The sequence below is a fragment of the Rhizorhabdus wittichii genome (assembly GCF_017607425.1).
GTDB classification, from domain to species: Bacteria; Pseudomonadota; Alphaproteobacteria; order Sphingomonadales; family Sphingomonadaceae; genus Rhizorhabdus; species Rhizorhabdus wittichii.
On sequence record NZ_CP059319.1, the window covers coordinates 2080115 to 2095709 of the forward strand.

Below are 15595 nucleotides of genomic sequence, written 5' to 3' on the forward strand. Positions count from 1 at the left end.
GCATAAACACACCCCCGATACCGTCCGGCCCTACCCGTGCGGCAATCGGGCATATATAGCACAGTCACGAAACGATCACCAACGCTTTACGCCGGATCGGCCCTTGCCTCGGGGCGTTGTTTACATTTCGGACTAGTTTCCGATTTGCTTCGAATAGGCCGCCTGCGGTTCGGACCAGCATTTCTCGCAGCGGCGCCAGCAGGTCGTGTTCGGCATCAGGTCGCGCGCGCGGGGCCCTCCCGGATGCAAGGCGAGCCCGGCGACGATCTCGGGTGCGATCCCGTCGGGCGGGACCTTGTGGCAGAGCAGGCAGCGCTGGCGATAGGTCTCGCGGGTCAGCACCGGCTGCTTCGGCTTGTGCGCCGATGCGCCGTGCAACGCGCCCAGCGACAGCGCCGCCGCGACGGCAAGCAGCGCCAGAGGTCGCAACGGGCGCTCAGGCCGGCGCATCGGCATCGACCGACAGTTCGGCCACCATGATCTCGCGCATCGCGAATTTCTGTACCTTGCCGGTGACGGTCAGCGGGAACTGCTCGACCAGCCGGACATGGCGCGGCACCTTGTAGTGCGCGATCCGGTCGCGGCAGTGCGCGATCACGGCCTCCACCGACAGCGCGCCGCTGCGCGAGATCACCCAGGCGCAGACCTCCTCGCCGAACTTCGCGTCGGGCACGCCGAAGATCTGCGCGTCGACGATGTCGGGATGGGTGAGCAGATGCTCCTCGATCTCGCGCGGGTAGATATTCTCGCCGCCGCGGATGATCATGTCCTTGATGCGGCCGACGATCCGGCCATAGCCCTGCTCGTCCAGCGTCGCCAGGTCGCCGGTGTGCATCCAGCCCTCGGCGTCGATCACGTCGGCGGTCTTCTCCGGGTCGCCCCAATAGCCGAGCATCACCGAATAGCCGCGCGTGCACAGCTCGCCCGGCTCGCCCAGCGGGACGACCTTCCCGTCGGCATCGACCACCTTCGCCTCGAGGTGCGGCTGCACCTGCCCGACCGTCGAGACGCGCAGCTCGATGGCGTCGTCCATCGCCGACTGGAAGCTGACCGGGCTCGTCTCGGTCATGCCATAGGCGATCGTCACCTCGCGCATGTTCATCCGGTCGAGCACCGCGCGCATCACCGAGATCGGGCAGAGCGACCCGGCCATGATGCCGGTGCGCAGCGTGCCGAGGTCGTGGCGGTCGAAATCGGGATGCTCGAGCATCGCGACGAACATCGTCGGCACCCCGTAGAGCGCGGTGCACCCCTCGGCCGCCACCGCTTCAAGCGTGCTCCCCGGATCGAAGCCCTCGCCGGGGAAGCACATGGTGGCGCCGTGCGCGACGCAGGCGAGGTTGCCCATCACCATGCCGAAGCAATGGTAGAGCGGCACCGGAATGCAGAGCGTGTCGGCCGACGACAGGCCGATGCGATGGCCCACCATATAGCCGTTGTTGACGATGTTGCGGTGGGAGAGCGTGGCGCCCTTGGGCAGGCCGGTGGTGCCGCTGGTGAACTGGATGTTGGTGGGGTCGTCGGGCCGGACGTCGCGCGGCAGCGGCGCGTCGCCGCCCATCACCGAGGCGAGCGGCCAGCATCCCGGATGCTCGCCTTCCCCGATCGAGAAGGCGAGCCGCAGCTCAGGCAGTTCGCCACGGACCTCGGCGAGCATCGCGACATAGTCGCTCGACTTGAACGACCGGGCGAGCACCAGCGCCGCGCAGCCGACCATCTGCAGAGCGCGCGCCATCTCGCCGGCGCGATAGGCCGGGTTGATGTTGACCAGCACCAGTCCGGCGCGCGCGGCCGCGAACTGGACCAGCACCCATTCGACGCAATTGGGCGCCCAGATGCCGATCCGGTCGCCGGGCTTCAGCCCCGCGCCAAGGAAACCGCGCGCGAGATCATCGACCCGCGCGAGCAGTTCGGCATAGCTCCATCGGATGCCCTGGTGGCGGACGATCAGCGCCGTCGCCTCGGGCAGCCTGGTTGCGGTGGCTTCGAGCAGTTCGCCGATGGTCATGTCCAGCAGGGGCGGAAAATCGGCTCCCCTGACATGCGAATCGGTCATGCAGCTCCCCTCTCCCATTCGCGATCGCGCAGCTCCTTGCGGCGGATCTTGCCGCTCACCGTTTTCGGCAAGCTCGCGACGAATTCGATCTTACGGGGATATTTATAGGGAGCGGTAGTTGATTTCACATGGTCCTGGAGCATCCCGACCAGCGCGTCGGACGGCTCGAACCCGGCGGCGAGGACGACGAACGCCTTCACCACCTCGCCGCGGGTCGGATCGGGGCTCGACACCACCGCGCTCTCGGCGACGGCGGGATGTTCGAACAGCGCGCTCTCCACCTCGAACGGACCGATGCGATAGCCCGACGACAGGATCACGTCGTCCGACCGGCCGACGAACCAGAAATAGCCGTCGGCATCGACGATCGCCCGGTCGCCGGTCAGGTACCAGCCGTGGCGCTTCGTATCGGCGGTCCGTTGCGGATCGTCGCGGTAGCGGGCGAACAGGCCGGGCGGATGCCCCTCCGCGATACGGAGCGCGACGTCGCCCTCGGCATCGGCGGGAAGCCGCTTCCCCTCCCCGTCGATCACCGCCAGGTCGAAATCGGGCGCGGGCCGCCCCATCGATCCCTGCCGTGCAGCGCCCGTCCGGTTGGCGCAGAGCAGCACCGTCTCGGTCTGGCCGTAGCCGTCATGGATGTCGCGGCCGGTCGCCGCCTTCCACAGGTCGATCACCTCGGGGTTGAGCGGCTCGCCCGCGCTCACGCAATGGCGCAGCGTGTCGAAGCGGCGGCCGGTCAGGTCGCTGCGGACGAACATGCGATAGGCGGTCGGCGGCGCGCACAGCGTCGTCACCGGCATGCGTTCGAGCAGGTCGAGCGTCGCGACCGGATCGAAGCCGGACGAGTGGTGGACGAAGATCGTCGCCCCCATCAGCCAGGGCGCGAACAGGCTGCTCCACGCCGCCTTGGCCCAGCCGGTGTCGGACAGGTTCCAGTGCAGGTCGCCGGGCTTGAGGTCGAGCCAGTAGGAGCCGGTGATGCGATGCGCGAGCATATAGCCGTGCGTGTGGATCGTCATCTTCGGCTGGCCGGTGGTGCCGCTGGTGAAATAGCACAGCGCATCCTCGTCGAAGCCGGTGTCGGCCGCCGCCGCGATCGGCGTCGCCGCCGCCCGCCGCTCGGCATGGTCGATCCAGCCCGGGCGTGGTCCGCCGACGTGCAGGCGGGCGACGTCCTCCCCGGCCAGCGCCGCGTCGACCCGCTCCGCCATCTCGCCGCTCGCCACCACGCAGCGCGCGGCGGCGGCCTGGTGGCGATAGGCGATGTCCTTGGCCATGAGCTGGGTCGTGCCCGGCGAGGCGATCGCGCCGATCGCGATGCAGCCGAGCATCAGCTCCCACCATTCGATCTCGCGGTTAAGCAGGATCAGCACGGTGTCGCCCCGCCCCACCCCGGCTTCCGTCAGCACCGCCGCCGCGCGGGACGCGGCGACCGCCATCTCGGCGAAGCTGCGCTCGATCACCGTCCCGGCGGGATCGGTCCAGATCATGGCGGGGTCGTCGGGCCGCAGCTCGGCCCAGCGCCCCATGACGTCGCGGGTGAAGTTGAACGAGGCGGGCCGGTCCCCCAGATCCAGCATCCTCATTTCGCCTCGTTGATCACATGGATCTGGGTGAACTCGTGCAGCCCCTCCTCGGCGAATTCGACGCCCAGGCCCGACTGCTTGGCGCCGCCGAACGGCATGGTCGGGCCGAAGTCGAGATGCTTGTTGATCCAGACGGTGCCGCTCTCCATCCGCCCGGCCAGGTCGCGCGCCGTCTCGCGGTCGGTCGACCAGATCGAGCCGCCGAGACCCATGTCGGACGCATTGGCGCGCGCCAGCGCATCCTCGGCGTCCTCATAGCGGATCACCGGCAGGATCGGGCCGAACTGCTCCTCGTCGACCAGCTTCGCGCCGTCGCTGATGTCGCGGACGATGGTCGGGCGGATGAAATAGCCGGGCCGGTCCTCGACCACGCCGCCCGCGACGATCGTGCCGTTGGCGCGCGCATCGGCGAGGAAGCCCTTCACCTTCTCATATTGCGCGGCGTTCTGGAGCGGGCCGATCTGGACGCCCTGCTTCAGCCCGTCGTCGACGATCGCCTCCTCGGCGAGGCGGCCGAGCTCGGCGCACAGCGCGTCGTAGATGTCGGCATGGGCATAGACGCGCTTGATCGCGAGGCACACCTGCCCGGCGTTCAGGAAGGCGCCGCCGAAGATGCCCGGCGCGACCTTGGCGGGGTCGACGTCGCCCAGCACGATCGCCGCGTCGTTGCCGCCCAGTTCGAGGGTCAGCCGCTTGATCGAGGAGGCGGCGCTCGCCATCACCTTGCGGCCGGTCTCGGTCGATCCGGTGAAGCTGATCTTCGCCACGTCGGGATGGGTCGACAGCCGGCCGCCCAGGTCGTTCTGGTCGGTGATGACATTGACGACGCCGGCCGGGAATATCTCGGCCATCAGCGCGCCCAGCTTGAGCGTGGTCAGCGGCGTGGTCGGCGCCGGCTTCACCACCATCGTGTTGCCCGCCAGCAGCGCCAGCGGCAGCTTGAACGCCACGATCAGCACCGGGAAGTTCCACGGGATGATCGCCCCGACGACGCCGAGCGGACGGCGGCGCTGCTCGACCCGGCGGCGGTCATTGTCCTCGAGCACCTTGACCGGCAGGTCGTGGGTCGCGAGCTGGCGGATGAAGGCTTGGGTATAGGCGATCTCGGCGGTCGCCTCGGCCAGCGGCTTGCCCTGTTCCTGGGTCAGCAGCCGGGCGAAATCCTCGGCCTCGGCCTCGATCGCGTCGGCCAGCTTCAGGATCAGCGCGCGGCGCTCCTCGATCGGCCTGGCGGCCCAGGCCGGGAAGGCCTTCTTCGCCGTCGCGACCGCCTCGTCGAGCTGCGCCTCGGATGCGCGCGGGCAGGTGGCCAGCACCTCCTCGGTCGCGGGGTTGATCACGTCCATCGTCGTCGCGCCGTCGACCAGACGGCCGCCGATCAGGAGCTTGTAGTCCGACATCATGCTCTCCTCGGCCGGGCCGCCCGGATGCCGGACGGCCCGGTCCTCTCCTAGAATTTATACCCGACGGTCACGCCATAGGTCCGCGGGGCGCCGACATGGTTATAGTCGTAGCCAAAGCCGCCGACGAGATCGACCCGCGAGGTGAAGTAGAAGCGGTTGGTCAGGTTCTTGCCCCAGATCGAGGCGGTGAACGGCCCGCGTTCGAAGTCGATATGCCCGCCCAGCAGCGTATAGGCGCGCTGCTTCAGCCGGGGGATGTTGAACACCTCGAAATATTGGCTCGACACATAGCTGATGTCGGGGTGCAGGCTGATCTTGCCGGCATCGCTGTCCATCACGGTGATGTCCAGCCCGCCGTTCGCGCTCAGCGACGGCGCGTTGGACAGCTTGTTGCCGCCCAGGCTGTTGCCGCTCAGGGTGCCCTTCTTGATCTTCGCGTTGAGCAGGCCGAGCCCGGCCCGCGCGCTCACCCATTCATTGGCGCGGACGTTGAGCTCCAGCTCGCCGCCATAGATGCGCGACTTGTCGACATTGACCAGCGTCTGCGCGGCGGTGGCCGGGCTGACGTTGATGAACTGCTGGTTCTTGTAGGAATAGTAGAAGCCGGCGAGGTTCAGCGTCACGCGGCGATCGGCGAGCTGCATCTTGGCGCCGCCCTCGAACGCGTCGATCGTCTCGGGCTTGGCGACCGAGGCTTCGGACGGGTCGAAGAAGGCCTGCGCGTTGAAGCTGCGGGCGCGATAGCCGCGGCTGTAATTGACGTAGAGCAGCGTGTCGCGGTCGATCTTGTAGTCGAGGCCGATCTTACCCGAGAGGTTGTTGGTCTTGAAGCTCAGGTTGGTCGACGGGATCAGCGGCGTCACCAGCACGCCGTCCGCTCCGTAGGCGTTCGAGACCAGCCCCTTCTGGCTGCCGTCGTCGCGGGTGAAGCGCAGGCCGCCGCGCAGGGTGAAGCCGGCGCCGAAGTCGTAGTGCATGTCGGTGTAGAGCGCATAGCTGTGCTTGAGCTGGTCGAAGCGGTTGACCACGCTGCACGCCGCCGGCAGCCCGGCCGCGCAATCGGCCGCGTCGACCGTGCCGTTGCCGTCGATGTCGGCGTCCTTGAAGATGCCGAAGTCGGTCGTGTTGAACACCTTCTCGCGGTTGTAATAGGCGCCCAGGATGAACTCGAACGGCCCGCCGAAGCTGCTGGCCAGGCGCAGGTCCTGCGAGATCTGGGTCGCCCGGTCGCCGTAGAAGATCTCCAGCGTCTTGTTCGGCGCGCCGTCGGTGTCCTCGCCGAAGTTGAGCCGGCCCTTGTCCCACGACGACACCGACACGATCGCCAGGTCGTGGCCGATGTCGAAGGTCGAGGTCAGCGAGACCGCATAGGTCCGCGCGCGGCGGCGCGGCGTATATTCGGACTCGATCTGGCGCCGGCCGAGCCCGGTGCGGAAATAGCTGCTCCCCTGGCCGAGCGATTCATAGAGGCCGGCGCCCACGCCGTCGGGGCCCGGCGCCGCGAAGATGCCGTAGTTGTAGGGGTTCTGGAAGCTGGTCGAAGCGCGCAGCAGGAAGGAGACGCCGTCCTGCGGCTCCCACAGCAGCGACCCGCGCAGCGCATATTCGCGGGTGCCGTTGAGGTCGGGCTTGCCGGGAAGCTGGTTGCGGAACCAGCCGTCGGCGCGCGCGACGGTGAAGGCGAGGCGCGCCGCCAGCGTGTCGCCGAGCGGCACGTTGATCGCGCCGTTCGCCTCGCGCCGGTTGTAGTTGCCGTAGCCGAGGTTGACATAGCCCTCGGTCTTGCCGATCTCGGGCTTGCGGCTGATCAGGTTGACCGCGCCGCCCGTGGTGTTCTTGCCATAGAGGGTGCCCTGCGGCCCGCGCAGCACCTCGACCCGTTCGAGGTCGTAGAGCGCGACGCCGAGGAAGGCGAAATTGCCCTTGTAGACCTCGTCATAATAGGTCGCGACCGGGCCCGACTGGTTGAGGCTGTAGTCCGACATCGAAACGCCGCGCAGCGCGAAGATCGGGGTGCCGTCGCCGACGGTCGAGGTGAGCTGGAGGTTGGCGACCTTGCTGACCAGGTCGTCGGCCGAGCTGAGCCGCTGCTTGCGGACCGCGTCGCCGCCGATCGCCGAGATCGAGATCGGCACGTCCTGCAGGCGCTCGCTGCGCTTCTGCGCGGTGACGACGATCTCCTGCGGGTCGGCGGCCACCGTCTCGGCCGCGGTCTGCGCCATCAGCGCCTGACCCGACAGCCCCGCCAGCAGCGCGGCCAGCATGCGCGCCCCCCGTGTCGAAACGATCTTCCTCATTGGACATCCCCTTTTTCATGTCTTGCTGGATCGACGCGTTCGCGTCGTTCGAGGTCGGCCATCAGCCGCGCGCGCGTCGCGGCCGCCTCGATCCGGAGCGGCTTTTCCCGCAGCTTCCGAATTTCGTCCGTCGTGTAGGGCTGGAACCCCGCCGGCACATGCTGGGCGTCGAAGCGCTGCAGCGTCCAGTTGAGCAGTTCCGCCAATTGATCGTCGGGCAGCGCCGCCGTGGAGACGCCCGGCACCTGGCCCAGGAATTCGCGCCCGCCCGGCACCGCCAGCAGGCGCGCCACCTGGCCCGCCATCGCCGGCGCGCTGGTCGGGCTGCCCCCGCCGTCCGGCCGGTGGCAACCCTGGCATTTCACCATCCAGTTGATGTGCGCGCGCTGCGGATTGGGCACGCCGGGCATCGCCGTGCCGATCGCCGCCGCGGCCCCGGCGGCCATTCCGATCCCCAGGACCGCAACGACCACCGACGCCCTCATTTGCCGGTCAGCTTCGGCTGGAGGCGGGCCACCGCGGCGGCATCGAGCCCCGCCCCGCTGTCGCGCGCCGCCTTCACCTCGGCGGCGGTGAAGGGCTTCACGGCATCGCCGCCGCCCGCGATCGTCGCGGTGACGTGGCTGAGCACCGCCGCCACCGCCTCGTCGTCGAGGCCGCTCTGCGCCGGCATCATCCCGCGATAGGTCTTGCCCTCGACGGTGAGCGGCCCGGACAGGCCCCGCGTCACCGCCAGTGCCAGATAGTGGCGCCCCGCCGGGCTCCCGGCCAGCGCGCGGACATCGGACTGGAGCGGCGGGAAGGCGCCGGGCACGCCCTTGCCGGTCGGCAGGTGGCAGGCGGCGCAACGCTGGTAGACCTTGGCGCCATCGGCGGCGGCCGAGGCCATGCCCGCCGGCAGCGCGAGGGCGGCCAGCGCGACCGGCAGGATCATCGCGCGGCACATGCTCATTTGCTGTCCAGCGCGGTGCCGAGGATGACGGCGGTCGAGCAGTTGTAGACCGACCCGCTCTCGGTCCCGAGGCACCAGTTGATGTCGTTGTTCGACTGCGGGCGGACCATCGGCCGGTCGCTCTCGTTGCGGTTGCACAGGCAGCGCCCGCACGAGGATTTGCCGCAGCAGTCGTTGTAGCTGATGATGTAGGACCGCCCGTCGGCCGGGTTCAGGCAGGTGCCGATCCAGGTGATCGGCGACATCTCGGTCCCCGGCGGGCAGGCGCTCGCGGTGCCGCCGCAGCAGGAGCAGAGGAAACCGTCGATCGCGCAATAGCGCCAGTAATCGCACTGGGTCTGGTCGCCCGGGTCCTGCGGATTGCCGGTCGTCTGCGGCGGCAGGCCGCTCTTGCCGCCGCCATGGGTGGAGGCGACGGCGCGCGACACCGGCAGCACCGGGATGACCGCCGCCCCCGTGATCGCTCCCCCGATCAGGGTGAGCAGGCTGCGGCGGGAGGTGCGGCGGGCGACCCTGCGCACCGCGCGTTCGGCGAAACTGTCCATGTCCGACATATCAGCGGCCCCTTTCTCTATTGCGCTCAGGCGCCGGCCAGGAATTGCTGGATCGAAGCGACGCCGCGCTCCTTCGCCTCGAACAGGCTCTCCAGATGCTCGCGGTTGTTGATCAGGCCGAGCGAGGCGATCTTGCCTTGCTCGTCGAGCAGCACCGCATAAGGCAGCTTCGACACGCCCAGCGACCGGCCCAGCGTCTCCGACAGGACATAGGGAATGCCGGCCAGCTCCTGCTTCATCACCAGCCGGCGATGCTCGGCCTCGTCCTCGCCGTCGTGTCCGTCGTCGGGACATTTGGCGCAGATGGTTGCGCAGAGAAGAGGAGATCGGGCCTCGTCTGGGGTTGATGTTTAGGCGGCGAGCTTGCGGTGAAGCAAGCGTCGCTGTTCGATGGTCTTTCGCTTGATGCGTTTCCTCCGTTCGATAATGGCGGCGGCCCTGCCGAAATAGGCGTCGGCCGGTGTCACGTTGTCGAGGCTCTCGTGATAGCGGCGATGGTTATAATGCTCGACGAAGGCCTCGACCTGCCGTTCGAGATCGCCAGGCAGGAAGTAGTGCTCCAGCAGGATGCGGTTTTTCAGGGTCTGGTGCCAGCGCTCGATCTTGCCCTGGGTCTGGGGATGTAGCGGAGCGCCGCGAACATGGCTCATGTCATGGGCTTTGATCCAGTCGGCGAGTTCGCCGGCGATGTAGCTCGGTCCGTTGTCGCTGAGCAGCTTTGGTTTGTGCCTGACGGTGGCGTGGTCGCAGCCTGAGGCTTCGAGCGCGAGTTGCAGCGTGTCGGTCACGTCCTCGGCCCGCATCGTGGTGCACAGCTTCCAGGCGATGATGTAGCGCGAGAAATCGTCGAGCACGGTGGAGAGGTACATCCATCCCCAGCCGATGATCTTGAAGTAGGTGAAATCGGTCTGCCACATCTCGTTCGGGCGGCTGGTCTTGCGATGGAACTCGTCGGCCGCCTTGACCACGACGAAGGCCGGGCTGGTGATCAGGTCATGCGCCTTGAGCAGGCGGTAGACCGTTGATTCCGAGACGAAATAGTCCTTCTCATCGGTGAAGCGCACCGCCAGTTCGCGGGGCGACAGATCGGACTGCTCCAGTGCCATCTCGACGATCTGGTCCTGAATGGCGCCGGGGAGGCGGTTCCAGACCCGGCTCGGCGCGGAAGGACGATCCTCCAGCGCCTCGGGGCCGCCTTCGAGATAGCGATCATACCATCGGTAGAAGGTCCGCCGCGCGACGCCCAACTGGTCGAGGGTCCGCTTCGCCGGCAGGTGCGACTGCTCGACGATGCGGATGATCTCCAGCTTCTCGGATCCCGGATACCTCATTCGGGGTCTCCCCCATCCGCGATCATGCTTTTTTTCAGCAGCCGGTTTTCGAGCGTGAGGTCGGCGACGGCCTCCTTCAGGGCACGCGCCTCACGGCGCAGATCCTGTACCTCGCCGCTCGTCGCGGCACGGGCGGTGTCGCCCGCCAGCCGACGCTTCCCGGCCTCCATGAACTCCTTTGACCAAGTATAATACAAGCCCTGGGCAATGCCCTCCTTGCGGCACAGCTCCGCGATGCTGTCATCGCCGCGCAAGCCCTCCAGAACCACGCGGATCTTGTCCTCCGCCGAGAAATGCCGGCGTGTCGCGCGCCGGATATCCTTCACCACCTGTTCGGCCGACGCCTTGGGTTTGCGGGCCGATTTTACGCTTGAGGATTTGGGCTTCATCTTCGTTCCTTCGTCACTACGACGAAGCCCAAATCCTCCTTACATCACAACCTCAAATCTGTGCCATTGGCGCTGACGGCGGACAGATCAGCAGCTTGTCGATCAGCTCCGACGACAGGCGCGGCTTCCATTCGACGCCTGCCTTGAAGGTCGCGTCGTCGTCCTTGCGGCTGGTGTCGGCCGCCGACAGCGGCGCGACCAGCGCGGTCGGGCGGAAGGGCGTGCCGGCCAGCCCGGTCGCGGCGAAGGTGCCGCCGTCGAACGACACCCGCTCGCGCGAGTAGCGGACTCCGGCGACCAGCCCGAGCGTGTCGGTCAGCGCGACATTGTTGTGGAAGAAGGCGGCGAGCGCGTCGACCTTCTGGGTGAAGGGGCTGTAATAGCCGGGCGCTGCCCCCGCGCCGATGAACAGGTAATCGCCGTTGCGATAGCCGTCATGCTCGTAATAGCCGCCGACGACATAGCTCCACGGCCCCGATCCGGTCGACGACAGGCGGATCTCCTGGCTGATCTGGCGGATGCGGTTGTCATATTGCACGTCGATCGTGCGGACCGGGCTGCCGTCCGAATCCTCGAGCTGCCGGCGCCGCGCGAACTGGTAGCTGGTGAGCGAGGTCAGCATGCTCGCGCCGAAGTCGTGCTCGATGCGCAGGGTCGCACCCAGGCTCTCGTTGCGGACCTTGTGGGTCAGGTCGTTGGTCGAGGTATAGGGATCGCGATCGCCCGGATAGCCGCCATCGGTGCCGCGCACGCATCCGGCGGTATCGCCGCGCACCGTGCCGTTCAGATAGGGTGCGCAGAACGCCGGCGCGCCCGCCGCGACCGAGGCGGGGGTGAAGACGCCGACGCCCTCATAGGGCGACAGCTCGCCGCGCTGGCGTCCGCCGGTGATCGAGAGCAGCGCGGTGGTGACGCCGTCGGTCCATTTGAGCTGGCCGCGCAGCGCCCATTTCTTCTCGAACCCCTCGCGCCGGCCGAGCGTCAGGTTGCGGTAGGTGCCCTTGTTCTGGTCGACCACCATGCCCGACAGCCGCGCCGACAGGCCGGCGCCGAGCGGGCCCGACACATAGGCCTCGGCCCGGATCGTCTGATAATTGTCGTAGCTGATCGTGCCGCCGGCCGCGAGGTCGTCGGTCGGCCCGCGCGTGAAGAAGTTGACGGTGCCGCCGGTGGCGTTGCGCCCGAACAGCGTGCCCTGCGGCCCCTTCAGCGCCTCGACCCGGTCGATGTCGAACAGCAGCAGGCCGCTCATGAAGTTCTTCGACAGATAGACCTCGTCGACGTTGAGCGCGACCGGCGAGTCGAAATTGGCGGAGAACTCGTTGGTGCCGATGCCGCGCACGTTGAACGCCACCTGCCCCGCGCCGAAATTGGCCTGCACGTTCGGCACCAGCCCGGTCAGGTCGGTGACCGAAGTGACGTTGCGCTGGGCGAGCGCGTCGGCGGAGACCACCGACAACGCGATGCCGACATCCTGCCCCGACTGCTGGCGCTTCTGCGCGGTGACGACGATCTCCCGGATGCCGGCGCCGTCGTCGGCGGCCTGCTGGGCGGCGGCGGCCGACGCGGTGGCCAGCGCGAGCGCGGCGATGCTGATGCTGGCGGCCAGCCGGAGCTGCGATGTGCCGTTCATGGTTTCCTCCCCTTTGTCGTTGGAACCGGCATCCGGACGGCGGGCCTCCCTGACCCCGCCGAACCCGAATGTCGTCGCGCCGATATTGGTGACTGGTTGCGCCGCGCGTCACAATTCACCCGAACCGGTTACATTTCCGGCCGGTCGGCAGCGTCGATCGCAAGGGGGGATTGGTCAGCCGCGCCGGTCGGCGGGGCTCAGCATTCGACGACGTTCACCGCCAGGCCGCCGAGGCTGGTTTCCTTATATTTGGATCGCATGTCGACGCCGGTCTGGCGCATCGTCTCGATCACCGCGTCGAGGCTGACGACATGGCGGCCGTCGCCGTGCAGCGCCAGATAGGCGGCGTTGATCGCCTTGATCGCGCCCATCGTGTTGCGCTCGATGCACGGCACCTGGACGAGCCCGCCGATCGGATCGCAGGTCAGGCCCAGATTATGCTCCATGCCGATCTCGGCGGCATTCTCGATCTGGGCGTTGCTCGCGCCCAGCGCCGCCGCGAGGGCGGCGGCGGCCATCGAGCAGGCAACGCCGACCTCGCCCTGGCACCCCATCTCCGCCGCCGATATCGAGGCGCGCTTCTTGTAGAGGAAGCCGATCGCCGAGGCCGTCAGCAGGAACAGCCGGCTGCCCGCCGCCGTCGCGCCGGGGACGAACACCTCATAATAGTTGAGCACCGCCGGCAGCACGCCCGCCGCGCCATTGGTCGGCGCGGTCACCACCCGGCCGCCGGCCGCGTTCTCCTCGTTGACCGCGAGCGCCCACAGGCTGACCCATTCGAACACCGTCGACGGGTCGACGCGCGGGCCGCGCTGGACCAGCGCGTCGTGGACCGCCTTGGCGCGGCGGCGGACGTTGAGACCGCCGGGCAGCACGCCCTCCCCCTTCAGCCCGCGCGCGATGCAGGCGAGCATCGCGGCGCGCACCTTGGCCAGGAAGGCGTCGGTCTCACCCGGCGATCGCCACGCCTCCTCGTTCGCCGCGACGATCTCGCCGATCGACAGGCCCTCCGCCTCGCCGACCGCGAGCAGCTCGGCCGCCGAGGAGAAGGGATGGCGCAGCGCGACATTGGCGCTGCGCACCGGATCGCCCTCGCGCAGGATCGCGCCGCCGCCGATCGAGAAATAGGTCGCCTGCTCCTCGCCGCCGTCGGCGCGGAAGGCGGTGAAGCGCATCGCATTGGCGTGTCCGGCCAGGAACTTGCCGCGCAGGAACAGCAGGTCGGTCGCCTCGTCGAACGGGATCGCCGCCCCGCCGTCGAGCGGCAGCGCCTTGCCCGTGCGGATCGCTGCCGCCTTGGCCTGGATCTGGTCGGGATCCACCATTTCCGGCGTCTCGCCGGCCAGCCCCAGCAGGATCGCGACGTCGGTCGCATGGCCGAGGCCGGTCAGCGCCAGCGATCCGAACAACTCGCACCGGACCCGGATCACCGGCCCCATCGCGACCGCGCGCTCGGCGAAATCCTTCGCCGCCCGCATCGGCCCGACGGTGTGCGAACTCGAGGGCCCGACGCCGATCGTGAACAGGTCGGTGACGCTGATCGCCTGGTCCGCGACCGGCGCGATGCGCTCGCTTTTCGCCGCCATCACGCGCCCACCCGGAAAAGCACCACGACCATCAAACCCTCGACCGTTCATATTATCGGCCAAGCCTTTAGCCGCGAACGCGGGCCGGGTCATCGGCGTTTCGATGGCGCGATCGGCCGCGGCCCTTCTATGCGCTTTCCCGCCGCGGCAGGTGACGGGGGATGTAGAGCCCCAGATAGGCGCAGCTCATCCGCTTCGCCTCGTCGACCATCTCGCGCAGCAGCGCGCCGCGCTCGAACAGCGACAGGCCGAACATCAGGTCGGCCGCCTCGATCGCGTAGAAGAAGATGCGGCTGCGGTCGGGAAGGTCGGGCAGCACGAAATGCGCATCGATCAGGCTTTCGATCAGCCGGCTGGTGTCGACGTCGGCCCGGCGGCTGTAGCGCTTGATCGCGGGCGGGGTCTGCGACGAGAGCATGAGCTGCTGCGCGGCGGGATTGTCCTCGAAATAGCCGGCGGCGCGATCGATCACGATACCCATCAGCTCTTCCCAGTCGGCGACCTGCGCCACCGGGCGCGCGATCGCCTGCTGGAACTCGCCGTCGAGCAGCGAGACCAGTTCGACGAACAGCTCGATCGCGTCGGTGTAGAAATGATAGGCGGAGCTCTTCGAGACCTCGGCCCGCGCGGCGATGTCGGCCAGCGTGATCTGGCTGCTCTCGCGCTCCGCCAGCAGTTCGCGGGCGGCGGCGAGCAGCGCCTCGCGCCGCTTGCGCCCGCGCGCCTGCATCGCGACCGGCCGGCCCGCCTCCGCCGTCATGCCGCCACGCCGGCCTGCGCCCGATCGTCGAGATAGCGCCGGGCGACGAGGCAGGCGCGCTCGATCAGCATCGGCCCGAGCTCCTTCGCCGTCTGCGTCTCGGGCCGGGTCTGCACCCAGCCGAGATAGGTGGTGCTGCGCAGGAACATGAACAGCGGCAGCAGCGCGCCGTCGGCGTCGGGCAGCGCGCGGACCGAGCGATAGCCCTCGAACAGTGCCCGCTCCATCCGATCGTAGGCCGGGTGGTCGAGGTTGAAGTAGAGCGCGGTCGCGAGGTCGAACATGTGCCAGCCATAGCCGCCGTCGTCGAAGTCGATCAGCTTCAGCCGTCCGTCCTCGACCAGCAGGTTCTCGGGCACGAAATCGGCGTGGATCAGGCCGTAATTGTCGGCATGCTTGCCGAACGCGGCGAGGTCGTCGCGCGCGCTCGCGCGAGCCTGCTGGAGCAGGTCGTGCTGCTCGGCGGTGAGCTGCTCCAGTTCCCAGAAGCGCCCCCAGAAGGGGTCCGCGCCGATCAGCCCGTCATCGTCCCAGGCATGGCGGGTGAATCCCTCGGGAAGGGCCATCGCCTTGACCTGGTCGTGCATCCGCGCGGCCAGCGCGCCCGCGCCGAAGAACAGCCGCTCCGCGCCGTCCTCATCGGCCTCCAGCCCCTCCTCGGACGATCCCGCCGGCACGCCCGCCATCCAGCCGAGCACATCGACCTGGCGCGGCTCGGGAACCCCCGGCACGGCGACGATGGCGAAGATGTCTCCGTCGCTGGTCGGGATGATCGGCGGCACCTCGATCCCGTCGCGGCCCAGCGCCTGCATCCATTGCAGTTCGGACCGCAGCGCATCGTCGCTATGATAGGCATGACGGTGGACGCGCACCGCGACCTTGCGGCCGTCCGAGCCCAGCGCCGAGAAGACCGCGTTCTCGCGATATTTGATCAGCGTGACCGCGCTATAGTCGCCCGGCCAACGCTGCAACGCGACGCGCGCCAGCTCGGTCAGGCGGACGGCCTGTTCCTCATCGCTCAAACGGTAGAAATCGGACACGGTCA

Annotated in this window: 14 protein-coding genes; all 14 read right to left on the minus strand. The window is 68.3% G+C overall.

Annotation, left to right across the window (positions count from 1 at the left end; genetic code table 11):
• Positions 1-132: 132 nt before the first annotated feature.
• Entirely contained in the window at positions 133-450 is a 318-nt protein-coding gene (locus tag HRJ34_RS09900; protein ID WP_226949122.1) for a hypothetical protein, read from the minus strand.
• Positions 437-2056: an AMP-binding protein gene (locus HRJ34_RS09905; RefSeq protein WP_208633977.1), complete on the minus strand. Its 1620-nt coding sequence runs from the start codon at positions 2054-2056 to the stop codon at positions 437-439. Before HRJ34_RS09905 ends, HRJ34_RS09900 begins: the two co-directional genes overlap by 14 nt.
• A complete protein-coding gene (locus HRJ34_RS09910) occupies positions 2053-3639 on the minus strand; it encodes an AMP-binding protein (protein WP_012050547.1) in 1587 nt (528 codons plus the stop codon). The genes HRJ34_RS09905 and HRJ34_RS09910 overlap by 4 nt, the downstream gene beginning before the upstream one ends.
• Before the next feature lie 2 nt (positions 3640-3641).
• Positions 3642-5045: an aldehyde dehydrogenase family protein gene (locus HRJ34_RS09915; RefSeq protein WP_208633978.1), complete on the minus strand. Its 1404-nt coding sequence runs from the start codon at positions 5043-5045 to the stop codon at positions 3642-3644.
• A gap of 50 nt (positions 5046-5095) precedes the next feature.
• Positions 5096-7345 carry a TonB-dependent receptor gene (locus HRJ34_RS09920; RefSeq protein WP_226949123.1) on the minus strand — a complete coding sequence of 750 codons (2250 nt, stop codon included), beginning with the start codon at positions 7343-7345 and terminating at the stop codon, positions 5096-5098.
• Complete coding sequence (locus HRJ34_RS09925) at positions 7342-7818, minus strand: cytochrome c family protein (RefSeq protein ID WP_226949124.1); 477 nt, start codon at positions 7816-7818, stop codon at positions 7342-7344. Before HRJ34_RS09925 ends, HRJ34_RS09920 begins: the two co-directional genes overlap by 4 nt.
• Before the next feature lie 8 nt (positions 7819-7826).
• Positions 7827-8297, minus strand: coding sequence for a c-type cytochrome (locus HRJ34_RS09930; RefSeq protein WP_208633979.1), 471 nt, complete (start codon positions 8295-8297; stop codon positions 7827-7829).
• Positions 8294-8851, minus strand: coding sequence for a methylamine dehydrogenase light chain (locus HRJ34_RS09935; RefSeq protein ID WP_012050543.1), 558 nt, complete (start codon positions 8849-8851; stop codon positions 8294-8296). Before HRJ34_RS09935 ends, HRJ34_RS09930 begins: the two co-directional genes overlap by 4 nt.
• A 26-nt stretch (positions 8852-8877) precedes the next feature.
• On the minus strand, positions 8878-9093 hold the full coding sequence (locus HRJ34_RS09940) for a thioredoxin domain-containing protein (RefSeq protein WP_226949125.1): 216 nt from the start codon (positions 9091-9093) through the stop codon (positions 8878-8880).
• Between the two features lie 108 nt (positions 9094-9201).
• A protein-coding gene (locus HRJ34_RS09945) for an IS3 family transposase (RefSeq protein WP_150289884.1) occupies positions 9202-10571 on the minus strand; the annotation gives its coding sequence in 2 pieces (ribosomal slippage) (positions 9202-10217 and positions 10217-10571; 1371 coding nt in all).
• Positions 10572-10623: 52 nt separating this feature from the next.
• A complete protein-coding gene (locus HRJ34_RS09950; RefSeq protein WP_208633980.1) occupies positions 10624-12204 on the minus strand; it encodes a TonB-dependent receptor in 1581 nt (526 codons plus the stop codon).
• A 197-nt stretch (positions 12205-12401) separates the two neighbouring features.
• Positions 12402-13790, minus strand: a complete 1389-nt coding sequence (locus tag HRJ34_RS09955) for an L-serine ammonia-lyase (RefSeq protein WP_208633981.1) — start codon at positions 13788-13790, stop codon at positions 12402-12404.
• A 127-nt stretch (positions 13791-13917) separates the two neighbouring features.
• Positions 13918-14550: a TetR family transcriptional regulator gene (locus HRJ34_RS09960; protein ID WP_012050534.1), complete on the minus strand. Its 633-nt coding sequence runs from the start codon at positions 14548-14550 to the stop codon at positions 13918-13920.
• On the minus strand, positions 14547-15590 hold the full coding sequence (locus HRJ34_RS09965; RefSeq protein WP_012050533.1) for a phosphotransferase enzyme family protein: 1044 nt from the start codon (positions 15588-15590) through the stop codon (positions 14547-14549). Before HRJ34_RS09965 ends, HRJ34_RS09960 begins: the two co-directional genes overlap by 4 nt.
• Positions 15591-15595 lie beyond the last annotated feature (5 nt).